Here is a 19,230-nt window from a genome sequence, read left to right on the forward strand (position 1 = left end):
AAAAGCAACACATTCAAAATAACCAATCCGAATTCTTTTTTCAAATCAAACCCCGGGAATCACTCCTCAAAGAAACCCCGAGGCTGGAGAGAGATTGAAATAGGGTTGGAGAGGGTATTTATGAAAAGAGCCTCAGATTCTGAAAAGCAGGGCGTCAGGATAAAGGATAAGAAAAAATTACTTTTCTGAGAGAAATCGTGTTACATAAAAGGAAAGAGTGACAAGCACTCATGAAGGAAAGAGTAATATAATGAAACCTAAAGAGGCTGTGTAACTGCCTTCAGCTTATAAAGAATCAGAACATCCCAAAAGAGAAAACGCTCCAGGAAATGAGGTGCTAATGTGGCACGCAGCATGACTGAAAATGAAATGACACTCGCTTTGATCAAGACCTTAAAGGAAGGAAAAAAGACAGTCTTTCAAGAAATCATTGGTGAACTGCAGCCGTATGACCTGGCTCAGCAATATCATTATCTTCCTGCAAAACATCGCAATAAGTTTCTTCTTTATTTGTCAATTGAACAGCTGACTTATCTCATCGTTGAATTAGATCAGGAAGATCAGCTCGAGGTGCTACATAAACTGGGAACCGAAAAATCCTCAAAAGTCCTTGATTTAATGGAAAACGATGAAATTGCCTCCCTGTTAACAGATGTAGAACCGGAGAAAGCAAATGAGCTGCTTTCAGAAATGAAACAGGAAGAGTCTGAAGCCGTTCAGTATTTAATGAATTACCCGCCGGAAACAGCAGGGAGAATCATGACGGACAGGTACGTCTGGATTCCAAAGCATTACACGGTCCATGAAGCCGTAGATAAACTGAAGAACTTCTATGAGCTAGCTGAATACTTAAATTACATTTATGTAATTGATTCGGAGAAAAAGCTTGTAGGAGTCGCATCATACAAGGATTTACTCCTTGGAAAACCTACTGATAAAATAGAAGATATCATGTTCAGCCGCATCGTTAAGGTTGACGTGTATACAGACCAGGAAGAAGTAGCAAAGCTTATCAATCGCTATGATTTTATTTCCATGCCTGTTGTGGAAGAAGACGGCAAGCTTGTCGGTATTATTACAGTAGATGACGTAATTGATGTCGTTATTCAGGAAGCAAATGAAGATATCGAAAAGCTTTCCGCATCAGGAAAAGCCATCGACTTTAACACAAAGCCAACCATTGCCGCTTATCGGCGGCTTCCCTGGCTTATTCTCCTATTGTTTATCGGACTGGTTTCAGGGGGAATCATCAGCGGGTTTGAAGGAACCTTGAGCAGGTTGTCGCTTTGGCCTTTTTTATGCCATTGATTGCCGGAATGACAGGCAATACCGGGACACAGTCCCTGGCAGTAGTTGTTCGGGGATTAGTATCACAGGAATTAAATTTTAAACAATCTCTCAAATTGATATTTCGTGAACTCCTAGTCGGTATTATTATCGGAATCGTTTGCGGTATTCTCATTGCTTTGATTGCCTATGTTTGGATGGGAAACATAATTCTTGGCCTGGTTGTGGGAAGCTCCCTGCTAGCCACCTTAATCATCGGGACGTTAGCCGGCACCATTATCCCATTGATTCTTTACAAATTTAAAGTGGACCCTGCCGTAGCATCCGGCCCCTTAATTACAACGATTAACGATATATTATCCTTGCTCATTTATTTTGGGATGGCGACCATGTTTATTGCAAGGCTTACGTAAATTTAAAGCCTGAAGGGGGAGACCTTCAGGCTTTTTCTTATTCCTTGTTTTCATAAAAAATGTGCTCTGTTTTCAGTTCTTCCCCAACAGTGAGAACTCCAAATGAATAATAAGGCATCTTTCGTTTGCTCGTAGCAGAACCGGGATTAAACAGTAGTGTTTTGCTGGCGAATCTGACGTATGGGATATGGGAGTGACCAAATATAATGCAGTCAAGAGGCTCTTCAAATCCTTCGAGGCTCGCTTTTCCGTCGTTTTTTTCTCGCCATGGCCGTGTATAATTCCAATGGTAAAGCCGCCAGCCTCTATAATCTTCTTTTCGGGCATCACTTGCCTGATATCCTCCCCGTCCACATTGCCACATACTCCATCAACCGGGGCATATTTCTGTAGCTCTTCATACACCTCTATTGTCTGCCAGTCTCCGGCATGGATGATCCTGTCTGCTGTTTCCAGCTCCTGAAGCAGAGAGAAGGAAGCTGCTTTGCACTTTTAGGAATATGTGTATCAGCTGTCACTACAATTTTCATGTTACATCTTCTCCTTGCCCGTCAGTAAACAACAGGGTGTGCCACTCTTCTGACTGTCTGCTGTTACAAAGCTTGAAACCAGCGTCATGAAATAATGCAATGATCCCGTCTTTGGACCAGTCAACAATGCCCGATACTAAATAGAGAGAGCAGGTGGATTTTTCAAATACTCTTTTGCTCTGAAGCCACTCCTTTGTCACGGAAGCGCCAATATTAATGATAATGAGGTCATAATGATAGGTTTCAAGATCTTCTGAAAGAACGTCCTGTTCCTTTACGATAATACGCTCCTGCACATGGTTAAGCTCGGCCTGGTGAGTGACTTCCCTTTGTACCGGCTGTATATCAAAAGCGTCTACTTGAACTCCTTTTACCGCAGCACCAACTGCAAGAATTCCCGACCCTGTTCCTATATCAGCGGCTTTTCTGCCATTTTCAAGGGGAAGTTCCATCAGGATATCAAGACTATCCTGGGTTGTACCGTGGACGCCGGTTCCAAAGGCCCCCTGAGGATCAAGAAGCAGCTCCTTTTCTCCTTTCTTTGCGGGAAAAGGAGGATAGATTACTTTCCAGCCAGAGGGAAGCGTAATATTTTCATAAGCTGCCTGCTCCTCTTTCCATTCCTTTTCTTTTATATCCTCTACTGTGACACCGACAATTGCTGCTATTTCTTCAGCACTCCAGTCGTCCTCAGGAAACAGATGAAGCTGGGCTGTTCCCTCCTCCAGCTTCTCTACCCCGTAGCCGTCTTCCGTTTGAATCTGCTTGATTGGCTCTTCTATGTAAAAGTGATGAAATCCCGCTTCATACAGCTGAAAAGATACTTCTTCTTCTTTTTGAAATGAAAAAGGGATGACCCATTCTCTCATTCTCCTCGCTCCTTTCTAAAAATGTATAATGCTCACAACATTCCTGTGATAAAATAACCGGGGCAACTATTAAACAAAGAGGGTGATATCCTATGGCTCACCCATATGTATTATTGCTGTTAGCCATGCTTATGTTTTCAGGGAACTTTATTGTCGGAAAAGCTTTTAGCGATACTATCCCGCCATTAACGCTATCCTTTATGAGATTTGCCATGGCCGCTGTCATCCTGCTTCCATTGGGCTGGCAGGAGATTATGAACAACAAGGCGCTGTGGCGCCAGGAGTGGCGGCCGTTAGCCGGGCTTGCTTTAACGCTCGGCTTATTTAACGTCATGCTATATACATCAGTTCATTATACTACTACCATTAATGCTTCCATAGTAGATGCGCTCACTCCGGCTGTAGCCGCAATGCTGGGGTTCTTATTTTTAAAAGAAAGACTGCTGTCAAAACAGGTCGCCGGGATTATCATTTCCTTTGCCGGCGTTGTCTGGATTGTATCTCGGGGCTCTCTCGGAACTCTTCTCTCTCTTTCGATCAACCCAGGAGACCTCCTTATGCTTTTAGGAGTGGTAAGCTGGGCTGTGTATTCCATTTTTATTAAGCAGTACGGCCACCGCTTTCCTTTCTACGGAGGTATTATTATGACGATGGTGTTCGGGGCTGTTTTTTTGCTTCCTGCTGCAGCCTTTGAGTGGAGAGATGGGTTCCCCATTGAATGGACTGTCTCTCATATCTCTGGGCTGCTGTACATTGGGATTTTCCCTTCTGCGCTTGCCATCCTTCTCTGGAATCGGGGCGTCGCTGAAGTCGGTCCTTCTCAAGCGAGCATTTTCTTCAATCTTGTTCCCCTCTTTACCACAGTCGCTGCTGTGCTCTTTCTCGGCGAAAGCTTTGGTCTCGTCCAGCTTGTAGGAGGAGCTCTCGTCCTTGGAGCGTGTACATCGCCACCAAACCATAAAGGGTGCCTCATAAAAGGTGCCTGGCACCTTTTATGAGGCTATTGCCCTTTTTCCCGTTAGACCGGGGTTTACAGCTATTATTTGTTACAGGAGTGTAACATCCTACTGGGGTGCCAGGCACCCTGAAAGGCACCCTGAATGGGGACTCTAAATGATGTCGAGTGGGACTTTTTTGTCGGGCTCAGGAAAGGCTTCGTCAAGCTGTGCCAGCTCTTGTTCGCTGAGAATAATAGAAGCAGCTTCAGCATTTTCGATCACGTGATTCTCCTGAACGGCTTTAGGAATGGCAATCGTATCGTGATTTCTAATGGTCCAGGCCAAAGCAATCTGCAGGGGCTTCACCTGGTGCTGCTCTGCGATCTCCCTTACAGTTGGATGGTTGACAAGGCTGACTCGGGAGTGATCATCACCTCTTGCCAAAGGACTGTACGCCATAATCGGCATGTTGTGCTTACGCTGCCAGGGAAGAAGATCATAATCAATCCCCCGTGAACCTAAATGGTACAATACCTGGTTTACTGCGCAGTTGGACCCTTGTTCTTTCCCAAGTAATTCTTCCATGTCCTTTGTATCAAAGTTCGAAACGCCCCACCTTTTGATCTTTCCCTCTCTTTTCAACTGTTCCATTCCTTCTATCGTTTCCTCTAACGGAATGCTTCCTCTCCAGTGAAGCAAATATAAATCTATATAGTCTGTCTTAAGACGTCTTAAGCTTTGTTCACACGCCTTCGGCAAGGTATCCTTTCCACCGTGATGGGGATACGCTTTTGAAACGAGAAACACATCTTCTCTTTTTCCTTTTATCGCTTCCCCTGTTACTTCCTCAGCTCCACCGTCAGCATACATCTCTGCCGTATCAATTAACTTCATGCCGGCTTCAACTCCAAGCTGGAGAGCCTTAACTTCCTGGTCCTTATTCCTAGGATCTTCCCCCATATACCATGTTCCCTGGCCAATGGAAGGAACAGACGTGCCATCAGGAAGGGTAATTGTTCTCTCCTCAGCCTTGTCTTTTGCCCTCGCCACTCTTTCTTGGTCTTTAAATGACATTTACTTTTCACCGCCTCTTCTTGTTTTCATATAGTAAAAACAGCTTGTCCCGCTCGGACAAGCTGTTCCTTATTCATTTTACTTTGTCTTTTGTTTCGTAATATCTCCGCTGACCGGAGTGATCGGCTGTACGTTTTCACGGTTAGCCAAGAACTCAGGTCGCGGCTCTTTGCCGGAAAACGGCTCCTGAAGCTTATTTGTAATCGAGTTATAGACAAAGAAAACATTGCTTCGCGGATAAGGAGAGATGTTCCCTGCAGATCCGTGCATCGTGTTGCACTCAAAGAACAACACAGATCCTGCCGGACCGGTTGCACGGTCAATGCGTCCTCCTGCCTGATCCACCAGCCACTTCATGCTTTCATTATCCGGCACCCCAAGCTCCTGCTTTTGAAGAGAGCTCTTATAGTTTGCATCTGGAGTTTCACCAGGGCAGGAAACAAACCATTTGTGGGACCCTGGGATCAGCATAAGCGGTCCATTGTATTCATAGTTGTCCGTAAGAACAATTGAGCAGCTGACTGCACGCATGTTCGGCATGCCGTCCTCTACGTGCCATGTTTCAAAGTCAGAGTGCCAGTAGAATTCTTTCCCTTTGAAACCGGGCTTGAAGTTAATACGGGATTGGTTAATGTACACCTGGTCTCCTAAAAGCTGCTCTGCGATTTTCACAAGACGCTCATTTTTAGAAAGAGCTTCAAAGAAGCTGCCATCCTTATGAGTTTCAAATACAGAGCGGATTTCATTGCTTCCAGGCTCTTTGATGACATCGTCAGCTTCACGGCTTTCATTTGCTTCCATTGTACCGTCAAGCTCTCTTTTCATGATTTCGACTTCTTCATCGCTGAACATTTTTTCAAAGAGTAAGTATCCATTTTCTTCATAAAAATCTAGCTCTTTTTTATTCAACGGACCATTACTTTGAGAAGAATCTGAATGAATCACTGGGTCTTTCCGTTCTACAATTTTAGTTTCTTGTCCGATGCGAGATGGATATAAATCTTTCATCGCACAATCACTCCTTTTATTAAAATTATTGTTCGGAAATTTTGGTGTCAATCATTGGAGTTCCCCTCTAAAATCTATTTTAAACACAATTATTTATAGAAGTTAAGTAGATTTTTTAGCAATAGGCTTGTTGTTCGGGATTCTCGAATATTAGCTCATATTTCACCGTGTATGAAAAATATCCTTTTCTATCATTTTTTTCCCACCTTTATTTCTTCTTTTTTCTTTTTATCATACTTTTCAAAAATCTATGATTTGATGATAAAACTTCAGGGTATATAATAAGGTAAAAATCTTTTTTTAGGGGGAACGTTCAAGATGGAATATAGAATTGAAAAAGATACCCTAGGTGAAATGAAAGTCCCGGCTGATAAAAACTGGGGAGCTCAAACCCAGCGAAGCCTGGAAAACTTTAAAATCGGAAAAGAAAAGATGCCCATCGAAGTTGTCCATGCTTTCGCCATTTTAAAGAGATCAGCCGCCCTTGCGAATAAAAGACTCGGCAAGCTGGAACCGGAAAAAGCAGACGCAATCGCCAAAGCGGCGGATGAAGTGCTAAGCGGCCAGTTAGATGATAACTTCCCTCTTGTCGTATGGCAGACTGGAAGCGGTACACAATCCAATATGAACATGAATGAAGTCCTGGCACGCCGCGCTACAGCTCTACTAGAAAAAGAAGGAAAAGATCTTATCGTTCATCCAAATGATGACGTCAATCGTTCCCAAAGCTCAAACGACACCTTCCCGACAGCGATGCACATAGCTGCTGTTGAAAAAGTGGAGAGCGATGTTCTCCCTGCGCTTGATATACTTAAGAATACACTGGCTGAAAAAAAGAAGGAATTTGATGATGTGATTAAAATAGGCCGTACCCATCTTCAGGACGCAACGCCTCTTACTTTAGGCCAGGAAATCAGCGGATGGCACCGCATGCTGGAAAAAAGCAGTGAAATGATTAAAGAAAGCATCGATCATGTACGGGATCTGGCGATTGGCGGCACAGCAGTAGGTACGGGAATTAACGCACACCCTAAGTTTGGCGCTTATGTAGCTGAAGAAATAAGCAGCATCACAGAAAAAACCTTCCGTTCAGCTCCTAATAAGTTCCATTCGTTAACAAGCCATGATGAGATAACCTATGCTCACGGGGCGTTAAAAGCTCTGGCTGCCGACTTAATGAAAATTGCAAACGATGTGCGCTGGCTCGCAAGTGGTCCTCGTTCCGGATTGGGTGAAATTACAATTCCTGCTAATGAACCTGGAAGCTCCATCATGCCTGGTAAGGTAAACCCTACTCAAAGCGAAGCTCTTACAATGGTAGCTTCCCAGGTCATGGGCAATGATGCCACCATCGGCTTTGCGGCAAGTCAGGGGAACTTTGAACTGAATGTATTTAAGCCTGTAATTATTTACAATTTCCTTCAATCCTCTTACTTGCTTGCAGAAGGCATGATTTCCTTTAACGATAAATGTGCCGTAGGTATTGAGCCTGATCGCGACAAGATCAAAGAGCATTTAAACAATTCCTTGATGCTTGTTACAGCACTTAACCCTCATATTGGCTATGAGAATGCAGCAAAAATTGCAAAAAAAGCTCACCAGGAAGGAACAACTTTAAAGGAAGCTGTGCTTGACAGCGGCCTTCTGACTGAAGAACAATTTGAAGAGTACGTGAATCCGGAAAAAATGGTTTCTCCTCAGGAATAAGAAATGTGGAGACCGTAACAGAACCTTCGCTTTTAAAAAAGTGGGGGTTCTTGCTTTTTGAGGGGGACTACAGCGGCTTAAAAAGACGGAAACCTCTCTTTACTGTTGGCTTTTCGTGCTCATTATCGTCCAGCTTTTTTCCTCTCTTTCCACGCTGGTAAAGAGAAGCGGCCTGCTGAGTCACCGTCCAGTCATCACGAAACAGGCTGTTGAGAACATCTTCTCAACAGCCTGTTTGTCTATTATGAAAGAGAATATTTAAGAATATGAGTCTTCACTTCCTTGCGGGAGGGAAACGTAATGGAATCTTCTTTTACCTTTTCAAAGCCTATATGCTCATAAAAAGAAAGAGCTGGTTTATTTTCCTGCTCCACTTCTACAAGCAGAGCTTCCATACCAATAAGAGCGGATTTCCCTGCTTGAAACAAAGCTTTCCCTGCTCCTAGATTTTGGTATTCAGGAAGAACAAACATTGCAACAAGCCAGCTGTTAATCATATCCTGCCGGAAAAAGCCTGCAAATCCTATGACCATTTCATTTTGCTCAGCAACAAAATGAAGGCCTTCCTTAAGGTAGTTTCCCAGCCTTTCTTCGCTGTATGCTCTTTGTAAATATTCATCTCGTTCTTCTTTTGAAAGAAGAAAGTGATAAGCATCATGCCAAGTAATACAAGCGACTCTCTGAACAGAAATAAGATCTTTTTCTTCCATGGTCCTTATTGAAATTTCTTTCAAGTACAGAACCCCCTTTACTTACAAGATCTTTCTCCTGTTATTGTTCCTCGGATGTGTACGTAAAGCGAACTGCTGACCATACATCATCCACAGACACTTGAGAGACTCCTTTCATACGCTCTTTCTCGCAGTCTCCCATCCTTATCCCTTGTAAGGTCAGTATCTACTTTTGAAGCCTTTTTTGGATAGGACACCCAGACAATCCGCTTGCCTTTCAGATGGTCTTTACATAATGGAAGCAGTTCGTCTACTTCTTGTTTCCAGCCTGCAAAAAGATGTATAATATCATATTCTTCCGTCAAAGCGGCAGAAATCTCAACATCCTCAGGAAGAGGGTGCAGAAGGCCTGAAATATGAGAGGGGGCGTTGATTAATGCTACCTTGTATCCTGGTTTTATTTGCAGCTTTTTGGCCAGTTTACTGATTTCTCCAGACATCTTCCAGGCTCCTTCGCATATCTATGTCAATCTAACCAATTTCATCAAATGTATAACGAACGACGTATTTATCGGTTTTAAGCTTCTTAATCTCCACACACGGACCTATCTCGTAACCATTGTGCCAGTTCTCTTCCAGCTTGGCTTTTAGACAGCCCGCCTGGAATTTGGAGCAAAAAGTCTGCTTCCAGTATATCCAACGGGGTTTCATGACCTTTTCCCATCCTTTCTCCTTCCATATATTTTCAATAATTATGCTATCTATTGTAGTCTAATTGCAAAGAAAAATCACTACTCTTCTTTCTTTACTTATTCAGTTACTATAGGATGTATGCAGCTTCCGAATACTGTGCCACGGTACATATCCCATAGTTATTATTTCCAAGCGATCCTTTTATATGAATCCATTTTCCAGGCCTGCCATTGAAAAAGCTGCTGCCCAAAAGAAAACCTATACAGGGACATTCATCCACAGAAACCATAAGTCATGAGCCCTGTTTTCCCCAGTGTTTCATATAAAAAGAGCACCTTAGTAAAAAGGTACTCTTTAACTTAGATTTCTTATCCAATTAATTCTTCATCTTCCCTGGCATCAATGTCTTCTTTTCTTTTATTTTCTTCCCGGTCTCTTAAACGGTGAGCCAAGCGGGCCGAAGCACTCGAAGCTATACTGGCAACAAGATCATCTAGAAAGGTATGACACTCGTCTTCCTTTCCTTTATCGTCCAGCGTCTTAATAATACCCACTTTCTCTTTATCTAAAAATCCAAATGTAGTAACCGCGATACTTCCAAATCCAAACACAGAGCCAAGAGCGATGGTTTCATCGACTCCAAACAACCCTTCATCCGTATCTACGAGAGACTGTAATGGTTCGGATAACATATTTTTTTCTGCTAATTTATCAAGCTCCACTCCAACCAGAATAGCATGCTGGATTTCACGCTTGCTAAGTACTGCGTCGGAACTTTCATAGCAGTCTTCCATTGAGAGGTTAGGAACATATTTTGCCTGCATATCGTATACGATTTGAGCTATATCGCTTATTTCTACACCACGCTCTTTTAAAATATCACGTGCTGCTTTTTCTACCACATCGCAAGGTACTGGTTTTTCATGACAGACCGCCTCCTCTAATTCTATTCTACCATATTTATAAGATGTATATAGCAATCTATGGAATGTCTCCTTGTCATCTGGCCAGATCAGCTGAATATCTTTTATAGGAGCAGAATCCGTATGTTACAATATTTTTATATTATTACTATATGTCTGTGCGTATTCCCCTATGAAAATCAAATAAAACAACGCTCTGCTTAAAGAAAGGATCTATGATAACTATGAAAGGCCAAATGAAAGCTCTTACTTTCACGAGTGAGATTTTAGAGACCACATTTGACTTGCATGTATATTTACCGCCTAATTATAATCCCCTGTATACATATCACCTCGTCATCGCTCAGGATGGAAGAGACTACTTTCAGCTCGGAAAAATCGGCCGGAAGGTAGAGGCAGTCATGGAAGAAGGTGCTAGGGAAACAATTGTCATTGGTGTTCCCTATCCCTCTGTAGAGATGAGACGAGTATGGTATCACCCGGACAGTGAGGACCATAAAAAATATATACAATTCCTGGTAAAAGAGCTTCTTCCTTTCCTCGATGACCAGTACCAGACGTGGAGCCTCCCCCACGGCAGAACCTTAATGGGAGATTCATTGGCTGCTACCGTTTCCCTTATGGCTGCTCTGGAATACCCCAACACTTTTTCCCGGGTGATGATGCACAGTCCGTTTGTTAACGAAACCGTGCTTAATGCCGTGAGAGAAAATCAAAGCTGGAATCGCTTTGAGATTTACCACACGATAGGATCAGAAGAAACAAACGTAAAAACAACAGATGGTTCGCGAATGGACTTTTTAACGCCGAATCGTGAGTTAAACAAATTGCTCGCTGGAGGAAAGGCACGTTATTATTATCACGAATTTAATGGAGGGCATTTCTGGAAAGACTGGGAAAAGGATTTGCCTGAAGCACTTCGTTTTATGTTCACCCTTGATTAATACTCACGAAAGAACACATACAGAAAGGAAGACGAAAAAGTGCCAGAGGTTATCAAAGTAACAACACAGGAACAAATGAGTGATGCTTATAACGTACGCTTTAACGTATTTGTAGAGGAACAAAAGGTACCAGAGGAAGAAGAAATTGATGAATTCGAAGAAGAAGCTGTTCATTTTGTCGCTTATGACCAAGACAAACCGATTGGAGCCGGCAGGTTCCGTGAGGTAGAAGGTGTGGGGAAAGTAGAACGAATTTGTGTTCTTGCAGACTACCGTCATACCGGAGCAGGACGATTACTTATGGAAGCAATTGAAGCTTTCGCAAAAGAGCAAAGGGTAAACCTTAAGTTAAACGCCCAAACCCGCGCTAAAGGATTTTATGAAAAGCTGGGGTATCATGTTACGTCCGGTGAGTTCATGGATGCCGGCATCCCCCACGTCGAAATGAAAAAACCTTGCAGTTGCAGTAACTGCAAGGTTTTTGCTGATTACTTAGGAAATGAGGTATAGAAAATGTATGAGTTATTACAACAATTGACCCGGTTACACGGGCCGTGCGGACACGAACAGCCTGCAGCCCGGTGGATACTAGAATACGTACAGAACCTTGCAGACGATGTAAAGGTTGACTCCTTGGGAAACATCATTGCTGAAAAACACGGAACCTCTCCAGGCCCTTCTACAATCATTACAGCCCACATGGATGAGATAGGCTTTATCATTAAAAAAATAGAAGAAAACGGTTTGCTCCGCTTTGAAAAGCTGGGCGGACACGATGACCGCATCCTGCTAGCGCAAAAGGTACAAATCAGAACGAAAACAGGCTTACTAACAGGGGTGATCGGCACCATGTCAGCCCATTTCGTGAAGTTTGACGATCCTAAGAAGGTAAGAAACCATCAACATCTGTATATTGATGTTGGGGCCTCTTCAAAGAAAGAAGCAGAAGATTTAGGAATTAAGATGGGTGATCCTGTTACCTGGAAATCTGACATGGAACCTTTAGGAAATGAGACAACTGGAAAAATTGTTGGGAAGGGGTTTGATGATCGAGCCGGCTGCGCTGTCTTATTACACACTTTAGAAGAGCTGCAAACCTCCTCTTTTGCCGGGACAGTCATTGCTATTTTTACCGTACAGGAAGAGGTAGGCCTCCGTGGCGCAAAGGTGGCTGCAGAACAGGTAGAAGCTGATGCAGCAATCGCCCTCGATACGACAGCCGTAAGTGATACACCTGAAGAAACTATGGATAACAGTCTTATACTAGGAGAAGGTACAGGCATTAAGATACTGGACTTTAGCTTAATCTCTCATCCTGCGGTAAGAGAAAGCTTAATAGAGCTTGCTGAAAAAAACAAAATCATCTATCAAGGAGAAATATTTCCCGGCATAGGAACTGACGGAGGAGCCATGGCGCTTGCAAACAAAGGAATCCCAACTGGAGTCCTTTCGATCCCATCACGGTATGCCCATTCTCCAGTTGAAGTGATAGATGTTCAAGACCTTTATGCCACCAAGGACCTTCTACTAGCATTTCTTTTAGCAGCAGAGCAGGACACTGATTTTTCTTTCATATAAGCACTACTTTCTAAAATGTTCATGACGGCTTTACGGATTGCCCGGGAACATGATGAAGCAGGATGAAGCTGCGGGAATACAGCTATGATAACCCAAAACTCCCTCTCCTCTTTCAACGAGGGAGGGAGTTTTGACCTTAGGCTTCTATTTTCTTCTCTTCTTGCCGCCGGCCTTTTTTCATGCTGGCTTTAGAAGACTTTGATCTGATCGAAACCATTAATACTACACAGAGGATCACAGCTGATGCATAAACGGTCATGACGTTCAAAAAGCTGAAAGCAATAATCGCTGTAGCCATCAGTCCTGCCATGAGTAAATAATAAGTGAGCGGAATGATTGTTTTGCGAATAATGAGGCCTTCTTTGCCTATCAAACCAACCGTGGCAGCAGCAGCCACTACATTGTGAACTGTAACCATATTGCCAGCAGCTCCTCCTACAGCCTGCATGGCTACAATTAATCCTTGAGAAACACCTATATTATCGGCAACCCCCCATTGAAACAGGGCAAACATCATATTACTAATTGTATTGCTTCCTGCTACAAACGCCCCCAATGCTCCGATCCATGGGGCAATGAGCGGCCATGCTGTTCCTGCAATGGAGGAAACTCCTTCAGCCAGTACAAGAGGAATACTCTCTAAACCGCTTTCATTTGTTTCTGAATTAATAAGCACCCTTACCATAGGAACAGCAAATATAAGGCTCCTGCGGCTTTGATCATCGTTTTTCCGGCTTCTGTCCACGCTCTTTTGACTTCTTCCATTTTCATTCTATGAAGAAAAATAACAAGCAGCGAGACCGCGATAAAGACTGAACCAGGGGAGTATAATACCTCTACCGTTTCTGATACGTCTGTGCCAAACATATTGGCAAAAGTGATTTCCTGAGCAGTTAAAAATTGAGTGACGGGTTCTACCAGTCGAGTCATGGCTAATATTGCCGCCACAAGTACATAAGGAATCCATGCTTTTATCATGCTCATACCTGGACGAAGTTTGTCTGCATCCGCAGTGACTGAGCCTGTCCATTCCTCGTTCCATTCCTTCTTTGGAGGAAAATCCCACTTTTCCTCAGGTAATAGAAATCCTTTTTTTGCAGTGAACATGACAATAGCCAATGCCACCAGACCACCGATTACTGATGGAAGCTCAGGACCAATATACATGGCAACGAAAACATAAGGAAGCGTAAACATGATAGACGCAAAAAGAGCAAACTTCCAAATGCCCAAACCTTCTCTGAAAGAACGATTTTTCCCAAAAAACTTTGTAATGATACAGGAGAGAAATAAAGGAATCAACAGCCCTATCGTTCCATGAATGAAGGCTGCCTGCATTCCAATCTGCATCACATAATCAGTATAGGAAATCCCCATGGCCTCAACGGCTGCATTCACGTTAGGAGCGTCGATACCAGTTTGCAAACCGACGATTACTGGCGTTCCGACTGCACCAAAGGTAACTGGGGTACTTTGAATAATTAAGCCGACTAAGACAGCTGCAAGTGCAGGGAAGCCTAGGGCGAATAGCAACGGGCCTATAACTGCTGCCGGAGATCCAAAGCCTGCGGCTCCTTCCAGAAAGCTTCCAAATAAAAATCCTATGATCACAGCTTGTGCTCTGCGGTCAGGTGTAATATCAGTAAAAGCCTGCCTGATTGTGGCAATGGCACCGCTTTCTTTTAACGTCTGAAGTAAAAGCAGTGCCCCAAACACAATGTAGAGCAATGTCAAAGCGATAACAAACCCCTGAACAGTGGATGCTGCGATAAAACTCGCCGGCACCTGCCAGACAACAAACGCTACGACAACGGCAACAATGTAGGAAATTGGCATAGCATATTTCGCGGGCCAATTTAATATTACAAGAAATAGAATAACAGCCAGTATAGGAGTAAACGCTAATAAGGATAAGACTAATAGATTCATCGGTACACTCCCTAGAAAAATAAATCTGAATTTTCAGTCTCTAGTAACCAGAGAGGGATTTCTCCCTCTCTTTCTTTCCTTTGTTATTACCAGCGAGCAGTGACCATCTTTTTCCGAGTGTAAAACTCCACACCGTCTGTACCGTTGGCATGCAAATCTCCGTAGAAGGAATTCTTCCAGCCGGAAAATGGGAAAAAGGCCATGGGAGCCGGTACACCAAGGTTCACGCCAAGCATTCCCGCGTCTATGGTCTGGCGGAATTGACGCACAGCACTACCGCTGTCAGTATAAATGCAGGCGCCATTGGCAAATTCGGATTCGTTTGTAAGGGAGATGGCTTCCTCCAACGTTTCTGCTCTTACAATAGAGAGAACAGGAGCAAAAATCTCTTCTTTCCAGATTGTCATGTCTGTTGTGACGTTATCGAAAATAACGGGACCAATGAAATATCCCTCTTCCATATGAACGGTCTTTTCCCGGCCGTCATAAGCAAGAGTTGCTCCTTCTTCCTGTCCTTTTTGAATATAGTTTTCTGTTTTTTCTTTATGAGACTGACGGATGACCGGTCCGAGAAAGACACCTTCCTCTAAGCCATTTCCAATTGTGATGTTATCAACTTCCTCTTTCAATTTATCTACAAATTTGTCTGCCACATCGCCTACCGTTACGACCACAGCTGCCGCCATGCAGCGTTCACCAGCTGACCCGTAAGCAGCGCTGGCCACTTGGGAAACCGCATTATCAATGTCGGCATCTGGCATGACGATCGAATGGTTTTTCGCTCCTGCAAGAGCCTGTACTCGCTTACCATGCTGGGCGCCTTTTTTGTACACATACTCGGCTACCGGCTGAGAGCCAACAAAGGAAATTCCTTTTACTCCAGGGTTTTCAAGAAGCTCGTTCACGACATCATGGGCCCCGTGTACCACGTTCAGGACACCTTCAGGCAGACCTGCTTCTGTAAATAGCTCGGCCAGGCGATTGGCCAACAGAGGGGTACGTTCAGATGGTTTCAAAACAAAGGTGTTTCCACATGCAATCGCTAACGGGAACATCCAGCAAGGCACCATCATAGGGAAGTTAAAGGGGGTAATTCCACCAATGACTCCGACAGGATAGCGGTACATTCCGGATTCAATGCCACCAGCAATGTCTGGAAGCTGTTTTCCCATCATAAGCGTCGGTGCCCCGGCTGCAAACTCCACGCATTCAATCCCTCTCTGCACTTCACCGTAAGCTTCGTTGTAGCTTTTGCCGTTTTCCATTGTGACAAGACGTGCGAGCTCATCCCAGTTTTCAACTAACAGCTGCTGATACTTAAAAAGGATGCGCGCTCTTTTTGGAACTGCTGTGGTGCTCCAGGAAGCAAAGGCTTTCTCGGCAGCTTTGATTGCCTTGTCTACGTCTTCTCTTGAAGAAAGAGGCACTTCAGCGAGTATTTCCCCTGTTGCTGGATTAGGAACAGTCTCGGCTTTGTCGGAAGCTGAAGCCACCCATTCACCATTAATATAATTCTTTAGCGTCTTTTCTGTTTTTGTAATCATCTTATCTTCTCCTTTTTAAATCACTGTTGTATTTTTAGTAAACCTATAATCATAACAAGCTTGATAAAGCTCTTTCACTTCTTCTTTGGTAGGAACCCTCGGGTTATTGCCTGGACTGCCGCTTGCTAACGCATCCTCAGCCATTTTATCAGTAACCTGTTTAAATTTTTCTTCCTCAATTCCCCATTCTTTTAAATTAGGAATGTCTAAATCAAGACAGAGCTTTTTCACTGTCTCTACAGTGCGAATGGCAGGGTTCGTTTCCGCTGTATCGTCTTTCCCTACTATTTCTCCTATTTTTGTCAACTGTTCCTGGCAGTTTTCCTGACTGAATTCCAGTACCGCAGGAAGAAGCATGGCATTAGACAAGCCGTGGGGCACATGAAACAAAGCTCCTATCGGACGGGACATCCCGTGAACAAGGCAGACAGAAGAATTGGAAAAAGCAATACCAGCCTGCAAAGCCCCCAAAGACATCGCTTCCCTTGCCTCAAGATCATCGCCGTGAAAATAAGCCTGGCGAATGTTTTTAATGATAAGCTCCATAGCGGACAACGCCAGAACATCAGTCATCGGGTGTGCTTTGCGTGAAATATAAGCTTCGAGTGCATGGCTTAATGCATCCACTCCCGTAGCTGCTGTTACTGACTTAGGAGATGAACGAGTTAACAAAGGGTCTACGATTGCTGCTTCCGGCATAAAAGCAGGCTGCTTTATCATCATCTTCACTTCCGTGCTCGTGTTCGTAATGACTGTTACATCTGTTGCCTCTGAACCTGTGCCTGCTGTTGTAGGAATAGCAATATGAGGAATCGGGTCTTGGGTCACATTTTTTTCCCTCCCATATAATCGCCGATATACCCTCCGTTTGAAGCTAAAATGGATACAGCTTTTGCTGTGTCGATGCAGCTTCCACCGCCTAATGAAATAATGAGATCGCATTGATCATTGGAAAAAATCTGTAACGATTCTTCCACGTAGGTATCAGTTGGCTCAGAATCTATATCTAAATAAACAGAAGATTGAATGGCATGCTCTGAAAGATTTTCCCTGCATTGTTCTACATAGCCTAAGCTGTCCATAATCTTATCGGTGATAATCAAGGCTCTGTTTCCACGCAGGCCCGCTTCTTCTCCAACCTTTTGAAATGAGCCTTGTCCATAGAATATGGCAGAAGGCATCCGCAATGTTGAAAACGCTCCCAAAATATCCCCTCCTTGTTTCATTTGTTTATTATAATTGCAAAGATTGTGCCAACTTTTGTCACCATTCTTCATTTTTGTGAAAAACCTTATAGAAACAGGTTTTTTTCTCTTTTTTTTTCACTAATTTAAAAAAGACACTTTGTGCAAAGTGTCGGAAAAATCAAACAAAAATGATGAAAATGTAGTGTTTCTGTCTGGTTATTGTCGGGGTGGCACGACAACTTCTATTTTATCTGAAGCTTTTTCAGCTTTTCATATAAAGTTGAGCGGTGAATTCCTAATTTTTTTGCCGCCTGTGATTTGTTTCCTTTTGTTTCTTTTAAGACATTTATAATGACTTCTCGTTCCTGCTCCATACTTTCTTTTCTGACAGTATCAAGCACTTCAGTGGTCTCCCCGCCAGAGAAGGACACGGGAGCATGACTGTCTTGGTGCCTAAGGACCATGCTGGAAGATCAGTTGCAGATATTTCTTCTCCTTCTGCTAAACTGACGATTCTCTCTACTATATTAACTACTTCCCTTATATTCCCCGGCCAGTTATAAGCTGTCAGAAGCTTCACTGCTTCTTCTGTAAAATGCTTGGGAGACGACAAGTACCTTTCACAAATCTCCTTTACATAATAGCTGAGAAGCAGAGGGATATCTTCTTTTCTTTCACGCAGCGGTGGGATATGAAGCCTGATAATGTTCAACCTGTAGTAAAGATCTTCTCTAAATCCCCCTTCACTCACCATTTGCTCCAGCTCTTTGTTTGTCGCCGCAACTATTCTGACATTTGTCCGGTAAGGCTTTAAGCCACCGACACGCATCCCTTCTTTTTCCTGAAGCACACGAAGTATTTTGGACTGCATAATCATTGGCATATCCCCTATTTCATCTAAAAAAGAGTCCCCTGATCAGCAAGCTCAAACTTTCCCGGTTTCCCGCCTTTTCTGGCACCCGTAAAGGCTCCTTCTTCATATCCAAATAATTCTGCTTCCAAGAGGTGTTCAGGAATTGCCGCGCAGTTGACACTTACAAAAGGTCCGTCAGCAAAAGGACTTAATTGATGAATGCTTTGCGCAAACATTTCCTTGCCGGTTCCGCTTTCACCTGTAATTAACACCGTCGCCAGTGTCTTTGCCGCTCTCCTTGCGATTCGTTTTGTTTCACTCATTTCCTTGCTCTTGCCAATAATTTGATCAAGTGTCACCATTTGCTTTTTATTTTTTTTCTGGCTGTCTGCCAGGGCCTTGTCAGCCTTTCTTTCTTTTTCCTGGTGCATTTCCAATATTTTATGAAGCTCTGAAACCCCTTCAAAGATCAACATACCGACTGCTGCGACCACTTCCTCTCCTCTCCAGATTGGAATCCGGTGCACGACCATTTCCTGGCCGCTGATTACTTGAATCTTTCCTCGTTCTGCTTGTCCGGTTTGTAGTGTCATATGCAGCTGGGTATTGTCGATTATGTCAGTCACTGGCTGTCCTAACGCTTGCTCTTTTTTTATCCCTGTTATTCTGCTGTAAGCATTGTTAAAATGAATGATTCTTGCTTGTTTGTCGACGATGACGATGCCTTCATAAGCACTGTCGAGAACTGTATGTAATATATCAAAGGAAAGCTCTTCACTCATCTTCACAGCAAACCGGCTCCTTTTCTATCATTTGTCCTTTCATTCTATCATTTTGCCGGTTACTATAAGACTGATTTCTATAAAATAGAAAAAGGCTTAGCGTGACGTAAGCCTTTTTCTTTCCATTAACCTGCCGTTATCATAAGCTGATTTCTTTCAAATGTAAGTCTGGCGTGTTCTTCGTTAACAAGACTCATTACATAAGCCGTTACAGCCGTCCGGTACAACGCCCATGATCCAAGCTGGGAAAATATGATTCCTTTGTTCTCGCAAAATTTTCCAATTAACTCATCTAAAGAG

Annotated in this window: 16 protein-coding genes and 5 pseudogenes; 6 read left to right on the forward strand and 15 right to left on the reverse strand. The window is 43.5% G+C overall.

Going from position 1 to position 19,230, the window contains the following annotated elements:
- The first annotated feature begins 354 nt into the window (after positions 1-354).
- Positions 355-1,700: pseudogene (gene mgtE, locus JCM19033_RS00565) on the forward strand (magnesium transporter).
- Positions 1,701-1,737: 37 nt separating this feature from the next.
- On the opposite strand, the gene JCM19033_RS00570 reads toward mgtE, so the two are convergent.
- The 4 genes and pseudogenes from JCM19033_RS00570 to JCM19033_RS00575 form a co-directional block, all read right to left on the reverse strand.
- Positions 1,738-2,064: a metallophosphoesterase gene (locus JCM19033_RS00570; RefSeq protein ID WP_306301169.1), complete on the reverse strand. Its 327-nt coding sequence runs from the start codon at positions 2,062-2,064 to the stop codon at positions 1,738-1,740.
- Positions 1,995-2,156: pseudogene (locus JCM19033_RS26940) on the reverse strand (metallophosphoesterase family protein); the annotation flags it as partial. The gene JCM19033_RS00570 and the pseudogene JCM19033_RS26940, both read right to left, overlap by 70 nt.
- Positions 2,108-2,230: a hypothetical protein gene (locus JCM19033_RS26945; protein ID WP_306301170.1), complete on the reverse strand. Its 123-nt coding sequence runs from the start codon at positions 2,228-2,230 to the stop codon at positions 2,108-2,110. The gene JCM19033_RS26945 and the pseudogene JCM19033_RS26940, both read right to left, overlap by 49 nt.
- Complete coding sequence (locus JCM19033_RS00575) at positions 2,227-3,099, reverse strand: 50S ribosomal protein L11 methyltransferase (RefSeq protein WP_054634893.1); 873 nt, start codon at positions 3,097-3,099, stop codon at positions 2,227-2,229. Before JCM19033_RS00575 ends, JCM19033_RS26945 begins: the two co-directional genes overlap by 4 nt.
- A gap of 92 nt (positions 3,100-3,191) precedes the next feature.
- On the opposite strand from JCM19033_RS00575, the gene JCM19033_RS00580 reads away from it, so the two are divergent.
- On the forward strand, positions 3,192-4,097 hold the full coding sequence (locus JCM19033_RS00580; protein WP_054634894.1) for a DMT family transporter: 906 nt from the start codon (positions 3,192-3,194) through the stop codon (positions 4,095-4,097).
- A gap of 111 nt (positions 4,098-4,208) precedes the next feature.
- Here the strand turns inward: JCM19033_RS00580 and JCM19033_RS00585 are convergent, their stop codons facing one another.
- Both JCM19033_RS00585 and thpD read right to left on the reverse strand, forming a co-directional pair.
- A complete protein-coding gene (locus JCM19033_RS00585) occupies positions 4,209-5,111 on the reverse strand; it encodes an aldo/keto reductase (protein ID WP_054634895.1) in 903 nt (300 codons plus the stop codon).
- Between the two features lie 78 nt (positions 5,112-5,189).
- On the reverse strand, positions 5,190-6,119 hold the full coding sequence (gene thpD, locus JCM19033_RS00590; protein ID WP_054634896.1) for an ectoine hydroxylase: 930 nt from the start codon (positions 6,117-6,119) through the stop codon (positions 5,190-5,192).
- 318 nt (positions 6,120-6,437) lie between these two features.
- On the opposite strand from thpD, the gene fumC reads away from it, so the two are divergent.
- Positions 6,438-7,826 carry a class II fumarate hydratase gene (gene fumC, locus JCM19033_RS00595; protein ID WP_054634897.1) on the forward strand — a complete coding sequence of 463 codons (1,389 nt, stop codon included), beginning with the start codon at positions 6,438-6,440 and terminating at the stop codon, positions 7,824-7,826.
- Positions 7,827-8,068: 242 nt separating this feature from the next.
- Here fumC and JCM19033_RS00600 read toward each other — a convergent pair whose 3' ends face one another.
- The 4 genes from JCM19033_RS00600 to JCM19033_RS00610 form a co-directional block, all read right to left on the reverse strand.
- On the reverse strand, positions 8,069-8,560 hold the full coding sequence (locus tag JCM19033_RS00600) for a GNAT family N-acetyltransferase (RefSeq protein WP_054634898.1): 492 nt from the start codon (positions 8,558-8,560) through the stop codon (positions 8,069-8,071).
- 83 nt (positions 8,561-8,643) lie between these two features.
- Positions 8,644-8,997, reverse strand: a complete 354-nt coding sequence (locus JCM19033_RS00605) for a hypothetical protein (protein ID WP_054634899.1) — start codon at positions 8,995-8,997, stop codon at positions 8,644-8,646.
- A 31-nt stretch (positions 8,998-9,028) separates the two neighbouring features.
- Complete coding sequence (locus JCM19033_RS21740) at positions 9,029-9,208, reverse strand: hypothetical protein (protein ID WP_083465191.1); 180 nt, start codon at positions 9,206-9,208, stop codon at positions 9,029-9,031.
- Positions 9,209-9,558: 350 nt separating this feature from the next.
- Positions 9,559-10,140, reverse strand: a complete 582-nt coding sequence (locus tag JCM19033_RS00610) for a phosphatidylglycerophosphatase A (RefSeq protein WP_054635142.1) — start codon at positions 10,138-10,140, stop codon at positions 9,559-9,561.
- A 188-nt stretch (positions 10,141-10,328) separates the two neighbouring features.
- Here JCM19033_RS00610 and JCM19033_RS00615 point away from each other — a divergent pair, with 188 nt between their 5' ends.
- From JCM19033_RS00615 to JCM19033_RS00625, 3 genes are all read left to right on the forward strand, one after another.
- Positions 10,329-11,057: an esterase family protein gene (locus JCM19033_RS00615; RefSeq protein ID WP_054634900.1), complete on the forward strand. Its 729-nt coding sequence runs from the start codon at positions 10,329-10,331 to the stop codon at positions 11,055-11,057.
- A 75-nt stretch (positions 11,058-11,132) separates the two neighbouring features.
- Positions 11,133-11,567, forward strand: a complete 435-nt coding sequence (locus tag JCM19033_RS00620; RefSeq protein ID WP_054635143.1) for a GNAT family N-acetyltransferase — start codon at positions 11,133-11,135, stop codon at positions 11,565-11,567.
- Between the two features lie 3 nt (positions 11,568-11,570).
- Positions 11,571-12,635, forward strand: a complete 1,065-nt coding sequence (locus JCM19033_RS00625; protein WP_054634901.1) for a M42 family metallopeptidase — start codon at positions 11,571-11,573, stop codon at positions 12,633-12,635.
- Positions 12,636-12,771: 136 nt separating this feature from the next.
- On the opposite strand, the pseudogene JCM19033_RS00630 reads toward JCM19033_RS00625, so the two are convergent.
- The 5 genes and pseudogenes from JCM19033_RS00630 to JCM19033_RS24780 form a co-directional block, all read right to left on the reverse strand.
- A pseudogene (locus JCM19033_RS00630) lies at positions 12,772-14,564 on the reverse strand (L-lactate permease).
- Positions 14,565-14,650: 86 nt separating this feature from the next.
- Positions 14,651-16,108, reverse strand: a complete 1,458-nt coding sequence (locus JCM19033_RS00635; RefSeq protein WP_054634902.1) for a CoA-acylating methylmalonate-semialdehyde dehydrogenase — start codon at positions 16,106-16,108, stop codon at positions 14,651-14,653.
- A 15-nt stretch (positions 16,109-16,123) separates the two neighbouring features.
- Positions 16,124-17,334, reverse strand: a pseudogene (locus JCM19033_RS00640) (iron-containing alcohol dehydrogenase).
- A 203-nt stretch (positions 17,335-17,537) separates the two neighbouring features.
- The gene (locus tag JCM19033_RS24770) at positions 17,538-17,669 is read right to left on the reverse strand and encodes a helix-turn-helix domain-containing protein (protein ID WP_269757893.1); all 132 of its coding nucleotides are present in this window, start codon (positions 17,667-17,669) and stop codon (positions 17,538-17,540) included.
- A 337-nt stretch (positions 17,670-18,006) separates the two neighbouring features.
- Positions 18,007-18,930, reverse strand: a pseudogene (locus JCM19033_RS24780) (sigma 54-interacting transcriptional regulator); the annotation flags it as partial.
- Positions 18,931-19,230: the final 300 nt, after the last annotated feature.

Source organism: Thalassobacillus sp. C254, assembly GCF_001310615.1.

Bases quoted from the DNA above. Each gene is read 5' to 3' on its own strand.
- JCM19033_RS00570 (WP_306301169.1), bottom strand. From the start codon at position 2,064: ATGTGGCAATGTGGACGGGGAGGATATCAGGCAAGTGATGCCCGAAAA.
- JCM19033_RS26945 (WP_306301170.1), bottom strand. From the start codon at position 2,230: ATGAAAATTGTAGTGACAGCTGATACACATATTCCTAAAAGTGCAAAG.
- JCM19033_RS00575 (WP_054634893.1), bottom strand. From the start codon at position 3,099: ATGAGAGAATGGGTCATCCCTTTTTCATTTCAAAAAGAAGAAGAAGTA.
- JCM19033_RS00580 (WP_054634894.1), top strand. From the start codon at position 3,192: ATGGCTCACCCATATGTATTATTGCTGTTAGCCATGCTTATGTTTTCA.
- JCM19033_RS00585 (WP_054634895.1), bottom strand. From the start codon at position 5,111: ATGTCATTTAAAGACCAAGAAAGAGTGGCGAGGGCAAAAGACAAGGCT.
- thpD (WP_054634896.1), bottom strand. From the start codon at position 6,119: ATGAAAGATTTATATCCATCTCGCATCGGACAAGAAACTAAAATTGTA.
- fumC (WP_054634897.1), top strand. From the start codon at position 6,438: ATGGAATATAGAATTGAAAAAGATACCCTAGGTGAAATGAAAGTCCCG.
- JCM19033_RS00605 (WP_054634899.1), bottom strand. From the start codon at position 8,997: ATGTCTGGAGAAATCAGTAAACTGGCCAAAAAGCTGCAAATAAAACCA.
- JCM19033_RS21740 (WP_083465191.1), bottom strand. From the start codon at position 9,208: ATGAAACCCCGTTGGATATACTGGAAGCAGACTTTTTGCTCCAAATTC.
- JCM19033_RS00615 (WP_054634900.1), top strand. From the start codon at position 10,329: ATGATAACTATGAAAGGCCAAATGAAAGCTCTTACTTTCACGAGTGAG.
- JCM19033_RS00620 (WP_054635143.1), top strand. From the start codon at position 11,133: ATGAGTGATGCTTATAACGTACGCTTTAACGTATTTGTAGAGGAACAA.
- JCM19033_RS00625 (WP_054634901.1), top strand. From the start codon at position 11,571: ATGTATGAGTTATTACAACAATTGACCCGGTTACACGGGCCGTGCGGA.
- JCM19033_RS00635 (WP_054634902.1), bottom strand. From the start codon at position 16,108: ATGATTACAAAAACAGAAAAGACGCTAAAGAATTATATTAATGGTGAA.
- JCM19033_RS24770 (WP_269757893.1), bottom strand. From the start codon at position 17,669: ATGGAGCAGGAACGAGAAGTCATTATAAATGTCTTAAAAGAAACAAAA.